The organism is Halomonas sp. TD01 (assembly GCF_923868895.1).
Taxonomy (GTDB): domain Bacteria; phylum Pseudomonadota; class Gammaproteobacteria; order Pseudomonadales; family Halomonadaceae; genus Vreelandella.
The window spans coordinates 3,436,489-3,460,707 of the sequence record NZ_OV350343.1 but is presented as its reverse complement, the minus strand read 5'-3'; the positions used below and the strand labels follow the sequence as shown (position 1 = coordinate 3,460,707).

The following is a 24,219-nucleotide window of genomic DNA, read 5'->3' as shown; positions in this document are numbered from 1 at the left end:
GGTACATCGTTAAGCTTATGAAAATCATGCTGACGAAAATTCGCGCCACGCGGCGTAAGTACTTAGAAATACCCGTCCGGTAAGTGCTTCTAGGAAGTCACTCTTCTTGAGTTGATCCATCACCGGTCCCTTTACTTCGGATAGGTGAAGTTTGACATCGGAATCTTTTAAACGGGCGTTGATGGCATCCAGGCTCTCGAGCGCTGATGCATCAATTAAATTAACGGCTGAACAGATAAGGACGACGTGTTCAAGCTCAGGATAGCTGGCGACCAAATTATAGACGGTATCTTCAAGGTAGCGGGCATTCGCAAAATACAGACTTTCGTCGATTCGTAATAGCGCCACATTACTGACGGTTTCAACATCATGGCGCTCTGTATTGCGGAAGTGTTCGGTGTCCGGTACTCGGCCCACCAGCGCGCTATGGGGGCGGCTGGTGCGATACAAAAATAACGCGATAGAGAGGCTTACACCGCCAATGATGCCGGCTTCAATGCCTTCAACCAGGGTCAGTAGAATTGTTACCGCCATCGCGGCGAAATCACTGCGAGAGTAGCGCCACGTTTGGCGCAGCATGGGGATATCAACCAGGGTCAAAATAGATACGGTAATTGTCGCGGCCAACGTGGCAATCGGCAGGTAGAAGAGCCAGCCGGTAAAGGCCATCGTCACCAATGCGATCCCCAGTGCTGCAAAGGCCCCGGCAGCAGGCGTTTGTGCCCCGGCGTCATAGTTAATCACCGTGCGCGAGAGGCCGCCGGTGACCGGCATGCCACTGGTAAATCCAGCGGCTAAATTAGCGGCACCTAGGCCGATCAGTTCCTGATTGGGGGAAATACGCTGGCGCCGTTTCGCGGCCAACATTTGGCCCATGGAAACAGACTCCACAAACCCCACCAAACTAATGAGTAGCGCCGGGATCAACAGCGCGCGCCAAAGTGAGGTATCTCCCCATGGAAAGCTTAGCGCAGGCAGTCCGCTGGGAATGGTGCCGACAACAGCGACGCCTTGGTCGGCCAACTGCCAATGCCAGGTTGCCAGTGTTGTGATAACCACTGCAAAGACAGGGCCCGCTTTGGTGATTAAATCGGCGAGCGATCTAGGCAAACCAATGGCACAAAGGCTCTGCTTACCAAAGCGCCGCATCATGACCAGAAAAAAAAGCGTGCCAGCGCCGATAACAACTGTATAGGGATTAAAGGTGGGGAGGTTAGGTAAGAGCGTTATCACGCGCTCTACCAACGTAAAGCCACTGCTGGAAACGCCCATCAGGCTACCCAATTGACTGACGGCAATCAGAATGCCCGACGCTGTTAAAAAGCCAGAAATAACTGGATGGCTTAAGAAATTGCTAAAAAAGCCCATTTTAAGTGCACCCATCGCGACCAATATGCCGCCAGAGAGTAGCGAAAGCACTAGTGCTGCTTGTAAATAATCAGGGCTGCCGGGCGTTGCCACAGAAGAGAGTGCAGCCCCCGTCATTAATGCAATGATGGCCACCGGGCCAACCGCCAGGGTGCGGCTTGTGCCTAAAAAGGTGTATAGGAGTTGCGGCAAAATACTGGCATATAAGCCCACTACCGCAGGCAAGCCAGCTAGTAGGGCATAGGCCAACGACTGCGGAATCACCATGACGGTTACGATGAGTCCCGCTAATACATCAGCACCTAACAGGCGCTTATGGTAGTGGGGCAGCCATGTAAGAATAGGAAAATAGCGCTTAAACATAAGCTCCTGCGTCAGCTTCGTTGTTTTAAAAACCCAACCACTGGTGAGTCCGTCAGTTTAACGCGTTGCGTGGACAATGATGGTCTTTGCTTTCAAACAAAAGCATGTTCTGACCCGAAAGTGCTACTTCATTCATTAGCATAACCCGTTAAGCTGGCTGAGGAGCGGCTAATCGCTTCTTCTCTATTGATCGACTGCTCAATAACGTCAAATAAAAAAGAGTATCCCGCATGCGACTACTTCAGCTGTTAGTGCCTTTGGCAGTGCTAGGCGTTTCTGTTTGGATGATGACTGAACCTGGTGTTTTTCCCTATATTGCGCTGCTGCTGGCAACGGGGGCTGGCGCGAGCTTGATGCTTGTTACGATCACTACTGTTTATTCAGCAGATCGAGCGCGTTTGGCGAAGCCCATTCACGGCCTCAAACCCATTCGCGACTATGCTTCACTTCGTGCGATGGCTTACCGATTGATGAACCGAGCCAGCAGCACCGCTATCGCTTCCGCAGAAGTATCGCACTATGCTGATCTTATGGCTCAACGCCTCACCAAACAGGAAACCATGGCCAGTGATGCGTCATCGAGTATGAGCGCCATTAATACCGCCATCATGCAAGTGAGTGCTAGCGCTTCTCAAGTCGCCTCGCTGGCCGAGAGCGCTCGTCAGGCAAGCCACCATAATCATGATGAGTTGGCCGATATTATTCGCGATATGAGCGATGTTTCTGAGCGTTCTGATCAGGCGCTCGAGATGCTGTCTGCGCTAAATGACAAAATTGAGCGCGTGCGCAACGTAACGTCGATGATTGAGGGAATTGCAGAGCAAACGCACCTTTTATCACTCAATGCTTCTATTGAAGCAGCTCGGGCGGGAGAGCATGGGCGAGGATTTGCTGTTGTCGCGGGAGAAGTGCGCAACTTGGCATTGAAGACGTCAACGGCGACACAAAGCGTCGATGAGCTTGTCAAAGATATGCACCAGAGTGGTCAGAGTGTTGTCGGTACGATGGGAGCGTTAATGAACCGTATTCGAGAGCGCTCTCAAGGGATGCAGCAAGTGGGGAGCAGTCTTGCCACTATTACGGGGCAGTTCGATCAAGTTGAGCAGGAAATCACCAGCGTCGCAGAGGCAATGGAAAGCACTAAAGCTCATAGTCAAACGGTTGCTGATAGCTTACGCCAGCTTGAAGATGATGTGGATGAGGGCAATCGCGATATGCGCGATTTAGCCCAGCAAGCACGGGCGTTAATGGAAGCCGCTGAAGGCGTTGACGGCGAGCTGGCGCAGCAGCGTTTACAGGGGCGTCATCAGCACGTATTTAGTGCTGCTCGCCAGGCCGCTGACCGTATTGGTAAATTGTTTGAAAAAGCCATAGCCGCCGGTGAGTTATCTGAAACTGCACTGTTTCAGCCTGATTACAGAGCCATGCCAGGGACACGGCCACCGCTTTATCACACCAGCTTTGATGCGTTCACAGACCTACAGCTACCCAGCCTGCAAGAACCTTTACTGACAGAGTATGGGTTGAGTTATGCCATTGCCTGTGACCGCAACGGTTATGTTCCTACCCATAACGCAGCCGTCAGCCGCGAGCCTAGCGGTGATTATGATCACGACCTGAAGTACTGCCGCAGCAAACGCATTTTTGATGATCCAACTGGCAGCCGTTGCGGTGCTCATGAGAAACCGCTGCTGCTACAAACCTATAAGCGAGACACTGGCGAGATCATGCACGACCTTTCAGTACCCATTTACATTAAAGGTAAGCACTGGGGAGGCTTTCGCGTGGGCTATCAGCCTGAAAAGCCAAACGACACCAGTGCGCTGATTGTTGAAAAATCAGTGGAGACAGCCTCAGATTCAGGTAACCGCCTTCTGGCGCGGACGTGACTGCCAAGAAGACCAAGAATATAGTGCTAAGCCTGCCCAGATCATCACAAAAGTGACCAACTGAATGAGACCTAGCGGCTCGCCAAAGATGACGATCGCAATCAAAAATTGAATACTGGGGTTGATGTACATCAGAAACCCCAGCGTAGCCAGCCGTAAGCGCCGTGCAGCCCCAGCAAATGCCATCAATGGCAGTGCGGTTAACACGCCGCTAATCATTAGCAGGGCGCTCATCGGCACATTATGAATAAAGTGAGACTCCCCCTGCCAACTAAGCCAAGTGAGCGCTATTAATGCGAGAGGGAACAGCAACAGCGTCTCCACAAACAGACCTGAAAGCCCATCAAGAGGCACTTGCTTGCGAAACAATCCGTAGCTGCCAAAGCTGAGTGCTAGCAACAAGCTGATCCAGGGCAGTTCACCCAGCATCACGAACTGTATGGCAATCGCTAAACTCGCCAAACCAAGAGCAACCAGCTGAAGACGTGCCATGACTTCACGTAGCACCAGCACTCCCAGGGCAACGTTTACCAGCGGGGTCAGAAAATAGCCTAAACTGGCTTGTAAGACCTGCTTACTTTCAACAGCATAAATATACAGGCCCCAATTAAAGGCAATCAGTAACGCGCAAGCGAGTACGCGCCCCAAGCGCTTAGGTTCTACAAGTGCGGCGACCACTGGACGCCATCGGCGTAGAAGGCTGATTAAGCCCACCAAGAAAAGGCACGACCACAAAATCCGATGTATCAGGATTTCAAATGCCGGGATGCCATCAAAAAGAGCGAAAAAAAGCGGGAAACAGCCCCACATAGTGTAAGCAGTTAGGCCGAACATTACGCCTTTAACCGCTTCAGGATCTCTTGATGCAGGTGGAAGCATAGCAGCCTCATTAATTAAAAATGTTAATCTAGCACACTATTGACGAACACACTGATGCAAAGGAGACGAGGCATGAGCCAACTGAAAACGAGCTTGGTGCAGTGCGATTTGCGCTGGGAAGATCCTCAGGCCAACCATGCGCATCTTGAACAGCTATTAGGGGAATTGGATAGTCGCGATACAGATTTAATTGTGTTGCCAGAGATGTTTGCCACTGGCTTCACTATGAATTCACGGGAAATGGCCCAGCCCATGGCCGCGAGCCAAAGCGTTGCTTGGTTGCAGGCGCAGGCAAAAGCGAGAGGCTGTGTAATGACCGGCAGCGTGGCGATTGTTGATGAAGGGCAGTACTTCAACCGTATGGTGTGGGCTACTCCCGACGGTGACTTGCAGTACTACGATAAACGTCATTTATTTCGTATGGCCGGAGAGCATGAGCGCTATGGCATGGGCGACCGCCGGAAAATTGTCGAGCTGAAAGGCTTCAGGTTGCTATTGAGCGTCTGCTACGACCTGAGGTTTCCCGTTTGGATGCGCCAGCAGCCAGCAGAAGGCGAGCATTTCGAGTATGATGCGGCACTGTGTGTGGCCAACTGGCCCGCACCCCGGCGGCACCCATGGCGCACGCTTTTACAAGCTCGTGCAGTAGAAAACCTAGTTTACGTAGTGGGTGTAAACCGCGTCGGTGAAGATGCCAAAGGACTCGCCTATAGCGGCGACTCCATGCTGGTCGATTTCAAAGGGGAACCGCTGATCGACCATCCTGCAAACTCTCCGTTTATTGAAACGGGGACGCTAGATAAAACGGACTTAGATGCTTTTCGTGAAAAATTTCCTGCCTGGCAAGATGCCGACCGCTTTTCGCTACTGCCAGGAGTGGGCCAATAATGCGCCTTGATCGCTTTTTGAGTGAAACAACCCCGTTGACGCGCAGCTTAGCAAAGCGTGCCCTAAAAAATGGCGAGGTGACCCTGAACGGCGAGCCCATTAAGCAGTCGGCGACTCAAGTTGACACCCAGAGCGATGAGGTGAAACTCAACGGTGAGAGGCTGGCGCTGGTTGGGTTGCGTTATCTGATGATGCATAAACCGTTGGAAGTAGAGTGCACCGCCCGACGTGGACTCTACCCAAGGGTGATTGATCTAATTGACTTACCCAAAGTAGAACGGCTGCAGCCGGTAGGGCGCTTGGATGTTGATACCACCGGTTTGTTATTGCTCACTGATGATGGTCAATGGTCCCATCGTGTTACCTCTCCGCGCCATCGTTGTGCCAAGGTATACGTGGCAGACTTGGCGGAGCCTATGGAAGGTGACGCTGCTCAGTGGGCGATTAACCAAGTAGAAGAAGGGCTTCTACTCGATGGTGAAGAAACGCCAACGCAACCCGCCGCGCTGAGGTTTATTACTCCGCAGCAAGCGGAGTTAACCATCACCGAAGGGCGCTATCATCAAGTAAAGCGTATGTTTGCCGCCCTAGGTAATCACGTCAGTGCACTGCATCGCCGTTCGATTGGCGATTTAGCCCTGCCAGATGATCTAGCGCCTGGCGAATGGCGTGAGCTAACGCCTGAAGAAATTGCCAGTTTCTAAACACGAATAGTATTGCTAGTGGCGTCATTACTAGCGGCGTGAGCGCTAGTTGATAAAACGCCCCGGTCAGCACGTCTGCGCCAAGGCCGGGGCGTTTTTTATGGATGATTAAAATTTATACCGTTATCTTGCGTATGTGCTTACATCACCCATATATAGCTTAAAAATTACCGATACAAACTCATATGTTAACCAAATAGCTAGTGCAAGTGGGCGGCCTCTATCAGCGCTTTGGTGTAGTGATGCTGGGGGGCGGCGAGCACTTCCAGACAATCCCCTTGTTCTACCACGTCGCCATCCTTTAGCACCATAATGCGGTGGGCCATAGCACGCACCACGGCAAGGTCGTGGCTGATAAATAAATAGCTTAGTTGGCGGCGTGCCTGAAGTTCGCGCAATAGCGTCACCAACTGTTTTTGTACCGTACGGTCTAGTGCCGAGGTTGGCTCATCCAGTACCAACAGTTCAGGTTCTAGGATAATAGCCCGTGCCACCGCAATGCGCTGGCGTTGCCCTCCCGAAAACTCATGAGGGTAACGGGCAGCACAGCTTTCCGGTAAGCCCACTTCCCGCAGCGTGCGATGCACGCGTTCGGTGACTTCCGTACTGGTCAGAGTAGGGTAATGAAATCGTAGGCCCTCACTGACAATATCAAATACCGGCATACGCGGGGAAAGCGCCCCGTAAGGATCTTGAAAAACCATTTGCAGCCGATGGCGCTGGCGTCGAAGTGCATCGCCAGAGAGCTGACTTAAGGTGGCGCTGCCCAGTGTCACCTCACCCTGGCTAGCGACTAATCGCATGATCGCTGAAGCCAGCGTTGTTTTTCCAGAACCTGATTCGCCAACAATACCGAGCGTTTCGCCAGGGGCAATAGTCAGGTCGGTAGCTTTTAGGGCCTCAAAAGCGGGTGGCTGGCGCTGAAAAAGACCTGTCCTTGGACGCTTGAAGCTCACGCTAAGCTGACGTGTGGTTAACAGCGGCGTGGTGTCGGTAGGTGCAGTAGGTCGGCCTTCTGGTTCGGCGGCAATGAGTGCTTTGGTGTAGTCGCTTTTGGGAGTGTTAAATACGTCGGCAACGCTACCAGTTTCCTGAATTTTCCCCTGATACATAACGCATACACGGTCTGCATGGCGACGTACCAAGTTTAAGTCGTGGCTGATCAACAGCACGCCCATGCCGTGATGATCGCGGAGTTCTTTCAGTAGGGCTAAGATCTCTTGCTGAACGGTCACGTCGAGTGCCGTGGTCGGTTCGTCCGCAATCAGCAGCGCCGGATTATTGGCAATGGCCATGGCAATCATTACCCGCTGGCGCTGGCCACCAGAAAGTTGATGCGGCCAAGCGTCAAGTAATTCGTCAGGTCGCGGTAGTTTGACTTGTTCTAGAAGTGCTTTCGCTCGGGTGCGTGCAGCCTGCCCGCTAAGGCCCTGGTGTAAACGAAGAGTTTCACCGATTTGCTTTCCAATACGATGCAGTGGGTTGAGCGACGTCATCGGCTCTTGAAAAATAAATCCCACCCGGTTGCCGCGTATACCATTCCAATCACGTTTGCCGAGCTGATTGAGATCGGTTTCTTCTAACCAACGCTGGCCGCTTACCGTGGCGTTGTCAGGTAGCAAATCAATCGCACCCAGTGCCGAAACTGACTTGCCAGAGCCAGATTCCCCTACGATAGCGAGCGTTTCACCCGCATTGACAGTGAGCGAGAGGGAATCGACAACTAGGTTGCCATCGAAGGAAACCGAAAACTCGTTTAAGCGCAGTAGCGGCTTAGCGTTGTTTGCGTCATTAGGCATGCTTGGTTTCCTGGGCAGGTGACTGATGCTGCTTCACATGGCGTGGATCGAAGGCGTCACGCAGCCCTTCACCAATAAACACCAACAGTGAGAGCATAATGGCAAGCGTCATAAACGCGGTGATGCCTAACCACGGTGCGTGCAGATTGTTTTTGCCCTGCGCCGCTAGTTCGCCAAGTGACGGCGCGCCGGGTGGCAGGCCAAAGCCTAAAAAGTCCAGCGCGGTAAGCGTGCCAATGGCACCGGTGAACAGGAAGGGGATAAACGTCAGGGTGGCTACCATAGCGTTAGGTAACACATGCCGCCACATAATCAGCCGAGAAGGTAGCCCCATTGCCTTGGCCGCACGTACGTACTCAAGATTACGCGCGCGCAAAAACTCGGCGCGCACAATATCGACCAACCCAAGCCACGAAAACAGCAGCATGATCCCTAGTAACCACCAGAAGCCGGGCTGCACAAAACTGGCCAAAATAATCAGCAGAAACAGCACAGGTAGCCCAGACCATATTTCAGTGATGCGTTGTCCGATGAGGTCTACTTTGCCGCCGAAGTAACCCTGCACACCGCCCACTAGCACGCCCAGCACCAGAGAGCCGGCGGTGAGCACCAGGGCAAAGGCAACCGACAGTCGAAACCCGTAAATGACTCGCGCTAGCACGTCACGCCCTTGATCATCGGTGCCTAGCCAGTGACGGCTGTCCGGCGGTGCAGGCGAAGGTTGTGTCATCAGCATGTCGAGCGTTTGATAGGAGTAGGGAATAATCGGCCAAAGCGCCCAACCGTTATCGCTAATTTGCTGTTGGACAAAGGGGTCTAAGTAGTCGGTGCGGGTAGGTAAGAAACCACCGAATTCGGTTTCTGGATAATCGACCAGCAGCGGTACATACCACTGCCCGTCATAGTTCATCACGAGGGGCTTGTCGTTGGCGATGAGTTCGGCAAATAAGCTGACAATAAACAGAACGCCAAATAACCACAGTGACACCCTAGCGCGTCGATTGGCTTTAAATGCGGCTAGGCGGCGCAGCGTAATCGGTGAAAGACGCGAGCTGATAAATGTCATGTTTATGACTCCCTCGACGCAAAATCAATCCGCGGGTCAACCCACACATAGGTCAAGTCAGATACTAGCTTCAGCAGTAGACCGATCACGGTATAAAGAAATAGCGTTCCGAAAATAACCGGGTAGTCCCGCTGCATCACTGCCTCAAAGCCCAGTAAGCCAAGACCATCTAAGGAAAAAATCACCTCGATGAGCAGTGCACCGGTAAAGAAAATACCAATCATCGCAGAGGGCAATCCAGCTATGATAATTAGCATGGCGTTGCGGAAAACATGGCCATACAAAATACGTTGCTCATCGGCACCTTTGGCCCGGGCTGTCAGTACGTACTGTTTATGAATTTCATCTAAAAAACTGTTTTTAGTCAGCATGGTGAGCGTGGCAAAACTGCCAATCGCGGCAGCCAGTACCGGCAGGGTGATATGCCAAAAGTAGTCTTTAATTTTTCCCCATACGGATAGCTCTGAGAAATCGGGCGAGGTTAAGCCGCGCAGAGGAAACCAGTCCAGGTAAGTACCACCAGCAAATACGACAATAAGAAGAATAGCGAACAAAAAGCCGGGGATCGCATAGCCGACGATCACAAGGCCTGAGGTCCAAACATCAAAACGAGATCCGTGACGTAGTGCCTTGCTAATGCCCAGAGGTATAGAAATGAGATATACCAGTAGTGTTGTCCATAAGCCTAATGAAATAGACACAGGCAAGCGTTCGATCATCAGCTCAATGACCGGTCGATCACGAAAAAAGCTGGTGCCGAAATCAAAGGTGAGATAGTCCGCCATCATGCCGATAAACCGCTCGTGAGTGGGTTTGTCAAAGCCAAACTGCTGCTCTAACTGCTCGATAAAGCGTGGATCGATTCCCCGCGCGCCCCGAGAATCATCGCTAACTTGCACATCCGCGCCACCCATATCCAGGCGTGTGCTTGCCATGGCATCAGCTCCCTCAAAGCGGGCCAGCATTTGATCAATGGGGCCGCCGGGAGCAGCTTGAACGATCATGAAGTTAAGCAGCATGATGCCGAACAGGGTCGGGATCATCAGTAGCAATCGGCGTAATGTATAGCGTGCCACAGTGCGCTCCATGAGTAATTGGGGGCCACGAATTATTGCAAATAAGTCGTTGTCAGTAGTTATTCAAAATTAGCGACGTCGATGACGGCGTTGCAGCTCTGCTTCGCGATCGGTATTCACCCACCAAGCGTCTAAGTCCATGGCATAAGCAGGGAACGGCTCTGGGTAGCCAAATTTATCCCACACAGCAATCCGCGTCTCGCCGGAATGATAGTGAGGAATGACATAAAAGCCCCAGCGCAGTACTCGATCAAGGGCTTGCGCAATAGTGTCCAGCGTTTCACGGTCGTCAGCGCGAATAAGCTGCTCTACCAGTGCATCAACAGCAGGGTGGGCAAGGGCCATACGATTGCGGCTTTGTGGCGCCTCTGCGGCAGCACTGGTCCAATAATCGCGTTGTTCATTGCCAGGGTTATTAGACTGTGGAAAGTGGCTAATAACCATGTCGTAATCGTAGCTGCGTACTCGGTTAAGGTACTGGTTGATATCGACAATGCGCAGCGACGTTTGAACTCCAAGGCGCGCCATATTGCGCAGCATCGGCTGCACAACACGCTCTAGGCCCGAGTCGTAAAGCAGTACTTCCAGGCTGAGCGGCCGGCCTGTCTCACCGTGCACCAGCACGCCATCTTCTACCCGGTAGCCAGCGTCACGCAGCAGATCAAGCGCGAGTCTCAGGCGTTCACGCAGCTTGGTTGGGTGTTCGATGGGCAGTGAGTCGGTGAATAGCCGTTCTGAATGATGGGAGTCGAGCAATGCTTCGCGGAACGGTTCGAGCAGTGCAAGCTCTTCTTCTGATGGCGTGCCGATAGCTTCCATTTCAGAGTTTTGAAAGAAGCTTTCCGTGCGCCGGTAGGTGTCATAGAAAATATTGGTGTTGAGCCAGGGGAAATCGAAAGCGAGGCTCAGTGCTTCTCGAACTCTTGGGTCCTGAAACTTCTCTTTGCGTAAGTTGAAGACAAATGCCTGCATCATGGAAGGGTTAACATCGGGTACGGTAATTCGCTTGATCAACCCGTCTCGGTAAGCCGGAAAATTGTCATAGCCAATAGCCCAAGTGGCGGCGCGAGCATCGGTTCTAAAGTCGGTAAGGCCTGCCTTGAAGGCTTCCCAGGCAATATCGCGGTCTCGGTAGTACTCATAAACGACATGATCGATGTTGTAGCGACCAACATTGACGGGCAAATTCTTACCCCAATAGTTGTCATCTCTTTGGTAGACAATTCGCCGCCCTGGGTCTACCTCGCTAATGCGATAGGGGCCTGACCCTGGGTGTGCATCTAATGTTGGAGAAGTGAAGTCGCGGGGTTCCCAGTAGTGGCGAGGTAAAATGGGTAATTGGGCCACAATTAGTGGCAGCTCGCGTGACTCTGTGTCGTTAAATTCAAAGCGTACTTGATGATCGTTTAAAGCGACAGCGCGTTCGACACCGGCATAGTAGCTGCCGTAGAAGGGGTTGCCTTCTTCACGTAGTAGGTTTAGCGAGAACACCACATCGTAGGCCGTTACCGGTTCACCATCCTGAAAGCGTGCCTCTGGGCGCAAGTCGAACTCTATCCAGCGGCGTTCCGGATCCAGGCGAACACCTTCTGCGAGCAGCCCGTACAAACTAAACGGCTCGCCTGGGTTACTCGCCATCAGCGAGTCGTAAATCTGAAAAATACCGGTAACAGGTGTGCCGCGGATGATAAACGGGTTGGTAGAGTCGAAACTGCCACCTACAGCAGTGTGGGTAATCGTTCCGCCCTTGGGTGCGGACGGATTAACATGGGGGAAATAGGCAAAATCGGTAGGTAGCTCTGGACTATTGTAGAGTGATAGCCCGTGCATGGTCTCAATGGGGCTAGAGGTGTTGTTTTCGACGACGTTTTCAGAAGCCAACAGCGACGCGCTCAACAGCAAGCCGCTGGTTAACAAAAGTGCTTTGGTAAACAACACACCGCGTGGCATTGGTAACTTCCTGTAGCAACGAAGGCTTAGTAACTGAGGCACAGCTGCTGAGTCTCAGTAATTGGGTCACAGTAGTTGAGTCACGGTTACTGAGACACAAGCTGGGACACAGTAACCGCGATATAGTAACTGAGACATAGCCGCGAAGGGCCAATAAAGACTACGTTTTAAACCTAGTTAACAAAGCCGGGTTAAACTCTCCATATTACTGTCCAGAAAGAGACAGCAGTTGGCCTGGCTTTAGTGCCTCCGGGCGTTCAATAGCATTCCATCTGATTAAATCTTGCTGATTGACATTATAACGCGCTGCAATCAGCGACAGGTTATCGCCTCTTTCAACGCGGTGAACGCTTGGCGTGTTGGTCGACGCTAATGCGGTACTGGTTGACTGCGAAAGCTGAGCTAACACCTGAGTGTCGACTTCTTCAGGCACAAGTAACGTCTGTGCGCTGCGTGGGTCGAGGCTGCCATTCAGCAAGCCAGGGTTTAGCTCGGCCAGCGCGGATTGGCTGACATCGAGAAGCTGAGAGGCTTGCGTCAGGCTAACTGGCTGCGCCAACTGAACTTTGGCAAAAGCGGGATCAGGATGGATATCAGGAAGTGCAACGCCGTACTGCTCTGGGTCGTTGATGATCGTCGCAATTGCTTTAAGTTTAGGAACATACTGCATCGTTTCGTGGGGCAGTGACAGTTCCCAGTAGTCGCCTGTAAGGCCTTGGCCCTGAGCTTGGCGTTGCGCACGGTTAACGGTGCCAGCCCCGGCATTGTAAGCGGCCAGCGACAGCATCAGGTCGCCTTCGTACCACTCATCGGCTTGCATTTCTAGGTAGTCAAGCGCTGCTGCGGTAGACGTTACTACGTCTAAACGGCCATCGTAGTTTCCGTTTCGAACCAGGCCTAATGCATCTCCAGTTCCCGGCATGAACTGCCAAAGTCCAGCGGCTCCTCGGTGGCTTCGGGCGCTTGGATCAAAAGAACTTTCGACAAACGGAATCAGCGCAATTTCACCCGGAAGGCCGCGTTCACTAACTTGCTGGGTGATCCAGGCAAGCCAGGGGGTTGCTCGTTCGGTGATAGCAACAATATTCTGCGGACTGGAGCGGTAGTGTTCTATCCACTTATCGACACGTGCTTGAGCATCAGCGGGTAAGTGTTTTTCCTGCCACTGGAAACTGTCACGCAGTGTGCTCCAGGCATCTTGGGGTTGCAGCTCAAGCGCTTCCCAGAAGTGATGCTGAAAGGCATTGGGGCGGAAGTTGGGTGAAGCAGACGCGTCACTGTGGGCGCTGTCAGGTTGGTATGCTCCGGTTGTAGAGGCTTGAGAGCTGGCCGCTGCGGCTAAAAATAGGCTCACAATGAGAGTGCTACCAGCGCTTAGTAGTAAGCGCTGGCGAATCGTTCGATAGGTCATAGTCGGTTCGTTTTTACTCGATAGCGTTCTTAAAAACGGTTCTTCCACTCGCGTAAAGTGGAGAACGTGGCGAGATCATTATCATTGGCCCCTTGGGTACCTACAGCTTGGCGCACACTATCAGTGCCCACGCGCAAGTAGGGGTTGATCTTCAGCTCGCGTCCTATCGTGCTGGGTAAGGTAGGCCGGTCTAATGCCCGAGCCTTCTCACACTCCTGCAAGGCATATTTAACGTCTTCGTTATCAGGGTCTGCAGCACGAGCAAATGTCAGATTCGCTTGCGTATATTCATGCGCAGCAAAGACCAGCGTATCCTCAGGGAGTTCCGCTAATGTTTTAAGAGACGTAAACATTTGTTCCGGCGACCCCTCAAATAGGCGGCCACATCCAGCGCAAAATAGAGTGTCGCCGCAGAAAAGCAGTGCAGGAATTCCTGGAGTGAAGTAACTCACGTGATCTAACGTGTGCCCTGGCGTCTCCATAACTTCGAAAAGACGCCCCATGATGCGCACTTCATCGCCATGCCCTACCTGTTCATTTATGCCTTCAATGGTAGGGTTGGAAGGGCCAATTACCCAGGGCGAGAAGCGTTTAACCAGCTCCGCAAGTCCGCCGGTATGATCATGGTGGTGGTGAGTGATTAAAATCGTATCAAGCGTTAAGGATTCACGCTCAAGAAACTCAATGACAGGCGCTGCTTCACCGGGATCCACCACGCAAACGCTTTGACTGGTATCCTGTCTTAATAGCCAAATGTAATTATCGCTAAGTGCGGGAATCGGTGTCACGCTCATCATGGGCGAGATCCTTTGAAGTTCAAAATAGACGCTTAATTAGGCGCTTTTTATATGCGCTAACGCTGGCGTTCAAAACGTTAAAAAGCATTTACTGTGGAGGGAAGCGCTGTTCATGTCAACTTCGTCAACGGCAACACGGCTCGCCCAGCAGATGGCGGAAAGCCAAGCGTACTGGCAAACAGAGGCTGGCCGTTCGCTATGGGAAACGCAGCGAGCGTGTCTGGGGCCGCTGGTTGAAGGGCGCAAAGGTGGTCACAGTTTAGAGATGAGCATGGGGCCCGCGTTGATGACGATGTCGGCAATTCCCCATGTCATTCGATGGTCACCGACGAGAGCAACAGCGGAGTCCTCGTCCACGTTAGTTTGCCCACCAGATCACCTTGCTTTACCAGACCGAAGTTTAGAGGTAGTGGTTATTCATCACTGGTTGGAACATTTGCCCGATGCCCATCACACCTTACAAGAGGCTGCCCGGGTCACATCAGATAATGGCGTGTTAGTCCTATTCGGTTTTAATCCGCTGGGGTTGAACGGGTTAACCCAGCGTTGGCGTAAGCAGCGAGCGAATTTCCCTTGGAGTGGGCAGTGGCGCACGGCGAGCCGTTTGCGCGACTGGCTGGCGTTTGTCGATTTTGACGTGGAACGCGTAGACTATTGCTGTTTTCGGGGGCCGATGAGCACCACCTGCGGAGAACGCTGGGAGGCGTTGGGGCGCAGGCATAATTTACCGTTGGGTGAAAGTTACATGATTCAAGCGCAGCGGCGACAGCGCCATGCGCCGGTAGAGCGTCTTAAGTTTGGGTTGCGAGCACCGGTTACACCCACCTCTTTGGGTGCCACACGAAGCGGTGTTTCTGCACGATACCACTCGGGTCAACGTCGTCTAGAAAAGGATAGTGAAAGTGAGTAAGCAAGCAACCGATGGGTTGCCTCGCGTTACGGTGTATACCGATGGGGCCTGCCGAGGAAATCCAGGCCCAGGCGGCTGGGGTGTTGTGCTGTCAAGCGGGCAGCATGAGAAGACACTAAAAGGTTACGAGGCGGAGACTACCAATAACCGCATGGAATTAATGGCGGCCATAATGGCGCTTCGGACGTTGAATAAGCCGTGTGAAGTGGCCCTCTGGACCGATTCCCAGTATGTGCGCCAGGGAATTACCCAGTGGATTCACAACTGGATTAAGCGAGGCTGGAAAACAGCGGCCAAGCAACCAGTTAAAAACGCTGAGCTTTGGAAAACCCTCCACGAAGAAACACAGCGGCATCGTGTTGAGTGGCATTGGGTAAAAGGGCACAGCGGGCACCCCGGCAATGAGCGTGCCGATGCGTTGGCCAACGAAGCCATTGATGAGCATAACAGGAGAGCAGCATGCGCCAAGTGATCTTGGATACGGAAACGACCGGCATCGACCCTAAAGATGGCCACCGATTAGTTGAAATTGGTGCCGTCGAAATGATTAACCGGCGTTTTACAGGGCGCTCCTATCATCAATACATCAACCCCGAACGGCATATTGATGCTGAAGTCGTGGCGGTTCACGGTATTGATGATGCAAAGGTTGCTAACGAACCGGTGTTTGCCGAAATAGCGGACGACTTCTGGGCATTTATAGAAGGTGCCGAGCTGGTGATTCACAACGCCCCCTTTGATGTGGGGTTTATTGATCATGAGCTAACAATGTTAAACCAACGGCGACGGTCACCCGCATTAGGCCCTGTTAGTGATCATTGCCGTATTCTGGATACGCTGGTGATGGCCCGTCAGATGCACCCAGGCCAGCGTAATAGTCTCGATGCGTTATGTAAGCGCTACGATATTGACAACGGTCATCGCGTACTGCACGGCGCATTGCTTGATGCTGAGATCTTAGCCGACGTCTATTTGGCGATGACGGGCGGGCAAACGGCGCTGACGCTTGATTCAGAAGCTTCGTCAGGCGAACAGCAAGATAATCAAGCCAGTGAAGGACTGTCGGTACAGCGTTTATCGCTAACGCCAGGACAGCTGAGGGTAGTCCAGCCTAGTGATGAAGAGCGCGCCGCCCACCAAGCTAAGTGCCAGGCGCATCAGTTACGTTGGTTTGATGGTGGTTGGTCTGAAGGTAATAGTGCCGATGCTTAGACGTGAAATTCCCCATCATGCTCGAGAGGGGCGAGTTATTCGCGTGTCCCGCAGCCATTTGGCGCCCGCGCTGCTGGCTGATAGCAGTGAGTTAACGCCGTTACAGCCGATGCAACCTTGGGACGAACGGATGCAACCGTTGTGCTATTGGCACGACGAGCCGGTGGCGCTCTCAGTGGAAAGTAAGCCGGGTGAGGGCTGGATTGATGGACGTCAATGGCTAGGAGAATTGCCTGCTTCGTGGTTCAGCTTGCTTTCGACTGCGCTTCAGGTAGGTGCTTGGTTAGAGAATCATCGCTTCTGTGGGCGTTGTGGCGAGAAGGCAACCAAGTTAGAAGCCGAGTTTGCTATGCACTGTCATGCTTGCGGGCACCGTAACTATCCGCGCATTTCACCCTGCATTATCACGCTGGTCACTAGCGGGGAAGCGATGCTGTTAGCGCGAAGCCCACGATTCCCACCTGGTCGTTACTCTACGCTTGCTGGCTTCATTGAGCCTGGAGAGTCTGCTGAAGAAGCGGTACATCGTGAGATATACGAAGAGGTAGGCGTGCACGTGGAAAAGCTTCGTTATCATCAAAGTCAAGCATGGCCATTTCCACATTCGCTAATGTTTGGATTTTTTGCAGAAGCGACGACGCGGCGCATTCATATCGATGGTGTGGAGATTAGCGATGCCGCTTGGTTTTCGCCAAGGCAGTTACCTTCGCTTCCGCCACCTTACTCAATTTCACGTGATCTTATCGAAACACATCTCGCCCGCTGGCGTTGAACGCTCGCGGGCGAGAACGGGCGTTATTTGCTGGGAAACAGGCTGGTCAGTTTTGTGGCCAGCATGACATTTCCGGTAGCTTTCAGTTTACCTGTCATGAAGGCAGTCATGCCGTTGACATCGCCACTCATGATGCCTTTTAGCGTATCTGAACTCATGCTTAGGCTGACAGAAGGATCGTCGTGCTCGCCTTCGTGTGCGTCCAGAGTTCCATCTTGGATAACCATGTAATGGCTGCCCGCGTCAGAGAAATGAAATTGAAATACCTCATCCATTCCTTTGGCAGCTTCTGGATTAAAGCGAGACTGAAGCTTATCTAATGTGTTCGATGACATAATAAATTCCCGAAATTATTTGGTCGTAACCAAGCAGTTGTAAGGCGTTAGGTGAGTTTATCACGACGCTGTAAACGAGGTTATTTTAAACAAGTGTTTTAATCAAGCTGGATTGTCGAGTAGGAGATAACGTATGAGCGAATGGATTGTAGAGATGGGCACGTTTTTGATTCAAGCCACTTTATTGATGGCGATGGTAGGCATCGTGCTGGCGGTAGTGTTGCGTAATAAAGAGAGTGGTGATAATAGCCTTAAGCTAAGCGTTGAGTCGCTCAATGACCAGCGGCGCTCTCGTGGTCGCAGACTGCAAGTTACTACCACAGAACAAGGTGCACGGAAAAAGCTGGTAAAAGCGTTTCGCCAAGAAGAGAAGGCAAAGCAAAAGGCCGCTAAGCAAGGCAAAGGAAAGGCTCAAAATGCTCAGAAGGTATGGGTGTTGGACTTTCATGGCGACCTCAAGGCTTCGCAAACTGAACAGTTTGCCCAAGAAGTTTCTGCCATTATTGATGTTGCCGCGGCCGAGGATGAAGTTGTGGTGCGATTAGAGTCGGCGGGTGGGCTCGTGCATGCCTATGGTTTAGCAGCAGCACAGCTAGACCGTCTTCAAGCGGCAGGCTTAACAACAACTGTGTGTATCGACAAAGTAGCCGCCAGCGGTGGATATATGATGGCGTGTACGGCTAACCATATTAAAGCCGCGCCGTTTGCCGTGATCGGTTCTATTGGTGTTGTCGCTCAGGTGCCTAATATTCATCGTTTGCTAAAGCGCAATGATATTGATGTCGAACTGCTGACGGCGGGTAAATACAAGCGGACACTGACCGTACTAGGGGAAAACACCGAAGAGGGCCGTGAAAAATTCATTGATGATCTGGAAAATACTCATCGGTTGTTTAAAGAGTACGTTTCTCAGCATCGTCCTGACATGGACATTGATGCATTAGCGACGGGAGAGATCTGGTACGGCAGTGAAGCACTAGAACAGAAGTTGACGGACAGTGTAGGCACCAGCGAAGCGTATTTGGTAGAGCGCATGGCGCAGGCTCAAGTGTATTGCGTGAAGCTTGAGCCGCCGAAAACCTTGAGCCGTAAAGTGGGCTTGGCTGTGTCGGCGGGAGTCGAGCAAGCCATTGTTAAGGGGCTTGGTTTAATCGATGCAGCTGGCTGGCAGCGTCGATAGTCATTGGCTAATATTAATAGCCGCTTGTGTTAATAGGTGGTTAGGCGGCGTAGTGATGCGCCAGGGTGTCAATAATCGCCTTGGCGCTTTCACTGCTTAATGAGTAGTAAATGGTTTGTGATTCGCGGCGGGTGTTAACCAACTGATCGCGGCGCAAAATTGCTAGGTGTTGACTCAGTGCTGATTGGCTTAACGCCAACTGCTCGTTGATCTGAGTGACTGATAGCTCTTTTTCGGCCAGAAGGCAGAGTATTTGGAGACGTTTTTCATTTGCCAGAGCTTTAAGCAGATTAGTGCCCGCCTCAATGGCGTGGCAATCATGGTCGAGCAAACGGGCAGCGGAGCTAGTAGAAGCAGACATGAGGATCTCCTTGCCTACACGGTTGTGGCAGTGTTGTTATAGGTTATTTAGGCATCGTCGCGACGCGAGGATTAGTTGTTAAATGATCAGTAATTTAGCGGTGTTTGTCCAAACGCTGGTTTAACGATCTATCAATGGTAGTGACGTAGTATTTTGTCGACAATGTTGTTGGGTGTGTAGCGCTTTAGTCGCGATTTATCCCATAGTATGAGGGTGCGAAGGCTTTTTACTTTATAGAGTGTCAACAATTGGCTGCTTTCATTGACACAATAAAGGCAAGCTCACCATGAGCCTCTATCAGCAAACGTATCAGCAATCTGTCGAAACCCCCGAAACATTCTGGGCTGAGCAGGCCAAGCGGCTACCTTGGTTCAAATTTCCCTCCACTATTCTTACCTATGATGATCAACAACACGCTCGCTGGTTCGACGATGGTGATTTGAATATCTGCTACGCGGCGATCGATTATCACGTAGAGCAAGGCAGGGGCGATCAGCCGGCCATCCTATGGGATTCTCCCGTTACTCAAACAAAACAAACCATTACCTATCAAGCGCTGCGTGATCGCGTCGCGCAGTTTGCTGGAGGGCTTGCTCGCCTCGGGGTAACAAAGGGTGATCGAGTGGTTATTTACATGCCGATGGTGCCAGAGGCACTGATCGCGATGTATGCATGTGCCCGATTAGGAGCGGTTCACTCGGTAGTGTTTGGTGGCTTCGCCCCCCACGAGCTAGCAGTGCGCATTGAAGATGCTGAACCAAAAGTAGTGATTGCCGCTTCCTGTGGCATCGAGGTAGATAAAGTCCTTCCTTACAAGCCTATTGTTGACCAAGCTATTTCGCTAAGCAGTTTTAAACCGGATGCCTGCGTGGTTTTTCAACGTGATGCCCACCGTGCTGAACTTCATGAGAGAGATCATGATTGGCAGGCGTTGGTAGCGGATGCTCCGTTTGCTGACTGCGTGCCCGTGAAAGCGACTGACCCACTCTATGTCCTTTATACCTCTGGCACGACAGGCAAGCCCAAGGGAGTCATGCGAGACACCGGCGGCTATGCCGTTGCGTTAGCCTATTCCATGGAAGCAATTTATGCCCTGAACCCTGGCGATGTTATGTTCACGGCTTCGGACGTGGGATGGGTAGTCGGGCACTCTTATATTGTGTATGCGCCGCTGCTAAGAGGGTGCACTACAGTGGTCTATGAAGGAAAACCGGTTAAAACACCTGATGCAGGCGGCTTTTGGCGGTTGATTGACGAGTACAAGGTAAAAAGCTTTTTCACTGCACCGACTGCATTCCGTGCAATCAAAAAAGAAGATCCTGACGCCAAGCTACTGGCTAATTACGACATCAGCAGTCTTGAGCATTTATACGTAGCGGGCGAGCGCTTAGATCCACCGACGTTTCATTGGCTCGATGACCTGCTGGATGTGCCGGTGATCGATCATTGGTGGCAAACTGAAACCGGCTGGCCTATTGCAGCAAACTTGCCTGGCATTGAATCCGCACCAACCAAAGCCGGCTCGGCAACCTTCCCTGTGCCTGGTTTTAACGTACAAATTTTGGATCGTGACGGTGAACAAACAGACTCAATGCAGCAGGGCAGCGTGGTCATAAAGCAACCCCTTCCGCCTGGCTGTCTTACCGGTATCTGGCGTGACCCTCAGCGTTTTCATAGTGCCTATATGGCGGCCTACCCCGGCTATTACCTTACTGGCGATGGTGGCTATTTCGATGAAGAGGGGTATTTGTTCATCATGGGTAGAACCGATGACGTGATCAACGTTGCCGGGCATCGTCTTTCTACCGGTGAAATGGAAGAGATCGTCGGCGCGCACCCGGCAGTGGCAGAGTGTGCGGTGATCGGTATTCACGACGAGCTGAAAGGCCAACTGCCCATCGGGCTGGTGATCACCAAGGATGGTTTCGATGGCGATGAAGCAACCCTGGAAGCAGAGCTGATCAGTCGGGTACGCGAGCACATTGGGCCGATCGCTTGCTTTAAGCAGGTGTTGGTCGTGAACCGGCTTCCGAAAACCCGCTCAGGTAAAATATTACGCAAGTTGCTGCGTAATATTGCCGACGGTAAATCGTTCGGGATTCCCTCAACCATTGATGATCCAACCAGCTTAGAAGATGTGCATGCAGCGATGCGCGAGCGCTCTGTTGGGGCAGCGGATCAAGCTAAATCGCTAGACGTTTAAATTAAATTATTACCAATAGTGTTGTTAATAAAGTCGCCCAGGCAGGTGGGCGACTTTAATTACCTAACGGAAGGCGTATAATGCGCGCCCCAGTGGCGTTAACCGCGCTTTAATGAGGGTTCCCTAACCCCTCGGACTTGCAAAAAAAGGCCAACCTGTATGTTTGCATTAACCGATACCCAGCACCGCCGTTGCCTTCTGGTAATGGTCGCGTTTCATATTGGCATTATCGCCGCCAGTAACTACTTGGTTCAGCTCCCATTTACCTTGTTTGGCTTCCACACCACGTGGGGCGCATTTAGTTTTCCTTTTATCTTTCTTGCGACGGACCTAACGGTTCGTTTATTTGGTAAAGGGCCCGCGCGGACGATTATTTTGCGCGTTATGTTTCCGGCGCTGGTAATTTCCTACCTCGTTTCGGTAATTTTTCCGCGGGGAAGCTTTGCGGGTATCGAAGCTCTGGGTGAATGGAATTTATTTGTTGCCCGTATTGCGTTAGCCAGTTTTCTTGCCTATGTGCTAGGCCAGCTACTCGATGTGCAAGTGTTTGATCGTCTTCGGCAGTGGGCCTGGTGGGTTGCCCCGGTTTGTTCTACCGTACTGGGTAATCTAGCGGATACCTTTGCTTTCTTTGCGACTGCGTTCTATAACAGCCCAGACCCTTTTATGGCGGAACATTGGGTAGAAATAGCGGTTGTCGACTACGCCATTAAGCTGGGCATTAGTCTATTGTTCTTCCTACCGTTATACGGCCTGTTGTTAGCGTGGCTAACGCGCCGGCTAGTCGTGTGGACAGGGCAATCCGACGCATCACCTCGAACCGCATAACGGCTGAGGAGCCTGCATGACTGAACATGCCAATGTTGATCTTTATGTTATCGATTTACCCGCCGAATCAGGTGGCGACGATCAACTGCCTGTCGTGGTGATCCACGGTCTATTGGGTAGCGCTGATAACTGGCGTTCGCACTTAAAGGTGTGGCAGCGCAGCCGACGGGTCATTGCCGTTGATCTTCGTAACCATGGCCGTTCTCCCCATGTGGAAGGCATGAGCTACACCGCTATGAGCCAAGACGTGTTGGCGGCACTTGATAAGCTTGGAGTTGAGCGCGCGCATGTGTTAGGCCACTCCATGGGTGGAAAGGTGGCTATTACGCTGGCGTGTAGGAGCCCTGAGCGTTGTGCGTCACTGATGGTGGCGGATATCGCCCCAGTGGCATATCAGCATGGTCACGACGATGTATTTGCAGCACTTGAGCGGGTAAGAGTGGGTAAACCCACCAACCGCCGTGAAGCAGACGCCTTATTGGCTGAACACGTCGACTCCCGTCCAACTCGGCTGTTTCTGGCGACTAATTTAGTGCGCAATGAGCAAGGTGAAATGGAAGTGCGGGTTGGGTTGGATGAGATTCAACGTGGTTATGAAGCGATTATTGGAAAGCCTGATGGTGATCGCGCTTTCGAAGGGCCGACATTGGTGCTTAAAGGCGCTGATTCGCACTACATCGCCGATGATATGCTGCCAGCGCTGCGCGAAGTGCTGCCACGCGCCAGAGTCGTGACGCTTAAAAACGCCGGGCATTGGCTTCATGCGGATCAACCAGAGGCGTTTCAACAAGCCGTTGATACGTTTATTGCTGCCCAACCGTAGCGGGCCGGTAAGGCTAGAGTGGCGATACCGTGAGGTTATGCCGCTCAGGCTCACGTAAAAAGCGGTTTAGGATGCGATAGGTATCCACATCAAATGTGGCAGCGACTCCCTTCAGTCCCAGGGCACGCTGTTTGGTCGAGGCGCTGCCTAAATAACACCAGTGGTCGACCACATGATGGCTGGTTGGGCCGTTTTTACGGCTTTTCTCGCGAATAATGATTCGCCCTGGCCAGGGCCATGTTTTTACTTGAAATGCTGCCAGTGCGTCCTGGGCACGTTGCGTGTGACTTTCAAGTGGCTCCTGCCCACAGCAGGCACCCCAACACTTGCCTAGCTGGTTAGCAAAACATCGCCCTGTTCCCTTATCTAGTCCCAACTCTTGCGGACAAAGCTGATGTGCCTCGGCAATACTGCGCAGCGCATCTTTAGCTTCTTTGGCACTGCGAAACAGCCCAAATAGCTTTCCCGGCTGAGGCTGGCTGATCGCTTTGCCGCTAACCAGCGTTGGGCAAGATTGGTCGGTTGGCCAATACCACGTTTTTAAATGCCCTTGGCGGCGTAGTTGGCGGTTCATAATCGGCATCAGCTCTTTGACCAGTTGAGCTTCCCTTAGCTGGGCACTTAAATCGCCAGCGGTTTCCTCCCACTCAATATGCTGTATTTGCTGGGCAAGTCGCATCTCTTTGTCGTCTTGATGGTCGCGTTGGAAATGGTCCAGCACGCGGCTGCGTAAATTAATGCTTTTGCCAACGTACAGCGGAAGGCGGTTGTGGCCATAAAATAAATAAACCCCTGGCGAGGCGGGAAGCCCAGTCAACTGTTCGCTAGGTAAGTGTGCGGGGAGGCTTCGGTGGCGTTGCTCATCGGCAAGTGCGGCTTGCCAGCTAGCATCGTCATACTGCTGCTGCCAAGCTTGCCACAGCTGCCAAAGCGCAGTTGCATCATCTTCTGCTCGATGCTGTCGCGCCTGTTGAATGTTGAAGTGAGCTAATAATGCCTGGAGATTGTGTTTGGGCAGTTCAGGCATCAAACGACGAGAAATACGCAGTGTGCAGCGGAGCAGCGGCTGATAGGTAATATCCGCACGCTTAAACTCGTTGCGCAGAAAGCTGGCGTCAAATCGTGCATTGTGGGCCACGAGGCAGTCTTCACCGAGCCATTCGCGCAAGCTTTGCGCAATGGTCTGAAAAGAGGGCGCATCAATCAGCATGTCATCATAAATGCCAGTGAGCTGGCTGATGTGGGAGGGCATGCTGATGCCTGGGTTAATCAGGCTGACCCAGCGATCCGTTAGGTAACCGTCCACTACCTTCAAGGCAGCAATTTCGGTAATTCGATCACGCGTCGCACGGGTGCCTGTCGTCTCGACATCAATAAAAATCAGCGGAGTATCACTCATGGTGCT

At 52.2% G+C, this 24,219-nt stretch carries 22 protein-coding genes; 11 read left to right on the top strand and 11 right to left on the bottom strand.

All coding sequences use genetic code 11. The features are described 5' to 3' along the window. Window positions 1-24: 24 nt before the first annotated feature. Window positions 25-1,731, bottom strand: coding sequence for a SulP family inorganic anion transporter (locus L1X57_RS15680; protein WP_009724322.1), 1,707 nt, complete (start codon window positions 1,729-1,731; stop codon window positions 25-27). A 230-nt stretch (window positions 1,732-1,961) separates the two neighbouring features. Between L1X57_RS15680 and L1X57_RS15675 the strand changes: the two genes are divergently transcribed. After that, entirely contained in the window at window positions 1,962-3,620 is a 1,659-nt protein-coding gene (locus tag L1X57_RS15675) for a methyl-accepting chemotaxis protein (protein WP_009724323.1), read from the top strand. On the opposite strand, the gene rarD is transcribed toward L1X57_RS15675, so the two are convergent. Then, window positions 3,591-4,499, bottom strand: coding sequence for an EamA family transporter RarD (gene rarD, locus L1X57_RS15670; protein ID WP_009724324.1), 909 nt, complete (start codon window positions 4,497-4,499; stop codon window positions 3,591-3,593). The two genes, L1X57_RS15675 and rarD, sit on opposite strands and share 30 nt — an antisense overlap. Window positions 4,500-4,571: 72 nt before the next feature. Here rarD and L1X57_RS15665 point away from each other — a divergent pair, with 72 nt between their 5' ends. Continuing rightward, on the top strand, window positions 4,572-5,387 hold the full coding sequence (locus tag L1X57_RS15665) for an amidohydrolase (RefSeq protein ID WP_009724325.1): 816 nt from the start codon (window positions 4,572-4,574) through the stop codon (window positions 5,385-5,387). Continuing rightward, window positions 5,387-6,091, top strand: coding sequence for a pseudouridine synthase (locus tag L1X57_RS15660; protein ID WP_009724326.1), 705 nt, complete (start codon window positions 5,387-5,389; stop codon window positions 6,089-6,091). The genes L1X57_RS15665 and L1X57_RS15660 overlap by 1 nt, the downstream gene beginning before the upstream one ends. 200 nt (window positions 6,092-6,291) lie before the next feature. On the opposite strand, the gene L1X57_RS15655 is transcribed toward L1X57_RS15660, so the two are convergent. The 6 genes from L1X57_RS15655 to gloB all read right to left on the bottom strand — a co-directional run bounded on the left by L1X57_RS15655 (window position 6,292) and on the right by gloB (window position 14,190). Further along, window positions 6,292-7,890 carry an ABC transporter ATP-binding protein gene (locus L1X57_RS15655; RefSeq protein WP_009724327.1) on the bottom strand — a complete coding sequence of 533 codons (1,599 nt, stop codon included), beginning with the start codon at window positions 7,888-7,890 and terminating at the stop codon, window positions 6,292-6,294. Continuing rightward, complete coding sequence (locus tag L1X57_RS15650) at window positions 7,883-8,956, bottom strand: ABC transporter permease (protein ID WP_009724328.1); 1,074 nt, start codon at window positions 8,954-8,956, stop codon at window positions 7,883-7,885. Before L1X57_RS15650 ends, L1X57_RS15655 begins: the two co-directional genes overlap by 8 nt. Before the next feature lie 2 nt (window positions 8,957-8,958). Continuing rightward, window positions 8,959-10,032 (bottom strand): microcin C ABC transporter permease YejB, encoded by a 1,074-nt coding sequence (locus tag L1X57_RS15645; protein WP_009724329.1) that lies wholly within the window; start codon window positions 10,030-10,032, stop codon window positions 8,959-8,961. A 69-nt stretch (window positions 10,033-10,101) separates the two neighbouring features. Beyond that, window positions 10,102-11,982, bottom strand: coding sequence for an extracellular solute-binding protein (locus L1X57_RS15640; RefSeq protein WP_009724330.1), 1,881 nt, complete (start codon window positions 11,980-11,982; stop codon window positions 10,102-10,104). Between the two features lie 205 nt (window positions 11,983-12,187). Then, window positions 12,188-13,393 carry a transglycosylase SLT domain-containing protein gene (locus L1X57_RS15635; RefSeq protein ID WP_009724331.1) on the bottom strand — a complete coding sequence of 402 codons (1,206 nt, stop codon included), beginning with the start codon at window positions 13,391-13,393 and terminating at the stop codon, window positions 12,188-12,190. Between the two features lie 29 nt (window positions 13,394-13,422). Beyond that, the gene (gene gloB, locus L1X57_RS15630) at window positions 13,423-14,190 is read right to left on the bottom strand and encodes a hydroxyacylglutathione hydrolase (RefSeq protein ID WP_009724332.1); all 768 of its coding nucleotides are present in this window, start codon (window positions 14,188-14,190) and stop codon (window positions 13,423-13,425) included. Window positions 14,191-14,302: 112 nt separating this feature from the next. Here gloB and L1X57_RS15625 point away from each other — a divergent pair, with 112 nt between their 5' ends. Genes L1X57_RS15625 through nudC form a run of 4 tightly spaced genes read left to right on the top strand, consistent with a single transcriptional unit; the run spans window position 14,303 to window position 17,084 of the window. Next, the gene (locus L1X57_RS15625) at window positions 14,303-15,100 is read left to right on the top strand and encodes a methyltransferase domain-containing protein (RefSeq protein WP_009724333.1); all 798 of its coding nucleotides are present in this window, start codon (window positions 14,303-14,305) and stop codon (window positions 15,098-15,100) included. Continuing rightward, the gene (gene rnhA, locus L1X57_RS15620) at window positions 15,093-15,572 is read left to right on the top strand and encodes a ribonuclease HI (RefSeq protein WP_009724334.1); all 480 of its coding nucleotides are present in this window, start codon (window positions 15,093-15,095) and stop codon (window positions 15,570-15,572) included. Before L1X57_RS15625 ends, rnhA begins: the two co-directional genes overlap by 8 nt. Then, window positions 15,560-16,312: a DNA polymerase III subunit epsilon gene (dnaQ, locus tag L1X57_RS15615; protein WP_009724335.1), complete on the top strand. Its 753-nt coding sequence runs from the start codon at window positions 15,560-15,562 to the stop codon at window positions 16,310-16,312. The genes rnhA and dnaQ overlap by 13 nt, the downstream gene beginning before the upstream one ends. After that, window positions 16,305-17,084: an NAD(+) diphosphatase gene (nudC, locus tag L1X57_RS15610; protein ID WP_009724336.1), complete on the top strand. Its 780-nt coding sequence runs from the start codon at window positions 16,305-16,307 to the stop codon at window positions 17,082-17,084. Before dnaQ ends, nudC begins: the two co-directional genes overlap by 8 nt. Before the next feature lie 23 nt (window positions 17,085-17,107). Here the strand turns inward: nudC and L1X57_RS15605 are convergent, their stop codons facing one another. Continuing rightward, on the bottom strand, window positions 17,108-17,419 hold the full coding sequence (locus L1X57_RS15605) for an SCP2 sterol-binding domain-containing protein (protein ID WP_009724337.1): 312 nt from the start codon (window positions 17,417-17,419) through the stop codon (window positions 17,108-17,110). A gap of 133 nt (window positions 17,420-17,552) precedes the next feature. Between L1X57_RS15605 and sohB the strand changes: the two genes are divergently transcribed. Next, a complete protein-coding gene (gene sohB / locus L1X57_RS15600; protein ID WP_009724338.1) occupies window positions 17,553-18,599 on the top strand; it encodes a protease SohB in 1,047 nt (348 codons plus the stop codon). Window positions 18,600-18,639: 40 nt separating this feature from the next. On the opposite strand, the gene L1X57_RS15595 is transcribed toward sohB, so the two are convergent. Continuing rightward, window positions 18,640-18,960 (bottom strand): ArsR/SmtB family transcription factor, encoded by a 321-nt coding sequence (locus L1X57_RS15595; RefSeq protein WP_009724339.1) that lies wholly within the window; start codon window positions 18,958-18,960, stop codon window positions 18,640-18,642. Window positions 18,961-19,246: 286 nt separating this feature from the next. On the opposite strand from L1X57_RS15595, the gene L1X57_RS15590 reads away from it, so the two are divergent. The 3 genes from L1X57_RS15590 to L1X57_RS15580 all read left to right on the top strand — a co-directional run bounded on the left by L1X57_RS15590 (window position 19,247) and on the right by L1X57_RS15580 (window position 22,814). After that, a complete protein-coding gene (locus L1X57_RS15590; RefSeq protein ID WP_009724340.1) occupies window positions 19,247-21,163 on the top strand; it encodes a propionyl-CoA synthetase in 1,917 nt (638 codons plus the stop codon). Window positions 21,164-21,322: 159 nt separating this feature from the next. After that, window positions 21,323-21,991, top strand: coding sequence for a 7-cyano-7-deazaguanine/7-aminomethyl-7-deazaguanine transporter (locus L1X57_RS15585; protein ID WP_009724341.1), 669 nt, complete (start codon window positions 21,323-21,325; stop codon window positions 21,989-21,991). A gap of 16 nt (window positions 21,992-22,007) precedes the next feature. Continuing rightward, window positions 22,008-22,814, top strand: coding sequence for an alpha/beta fold hydrolase (locus L1X57_RS15580; RefSeq protein ID WP_009724342.1), 807 nt, complete (start codon window positions 22,008-22,010; stop codon window positions 22,812-22,814). A 13-nt stretch (window positions 22,815-22,827) separates the two neighbouring features. Here the strand turns inward: L1X57_RS15580 and L1X57_RS15575 are convergent, their stop codons facing one another. Beyond that, window positions 22,828-24,213 carry a 3'-5' exonuclease family protein gene (locus tag L1X57_RS15575; RefSeq protein WP_009724343.1) on the bottom strand — a complete coding sequence of 462 codons (1,386 nt, stop codon included), beginning with the start codon at window positions 24,211-24,213 and terminating at the stop codon, window positions 22,828-22,830. Window positions 24,214-24,219: the final 6 nt, after the last annotated feature.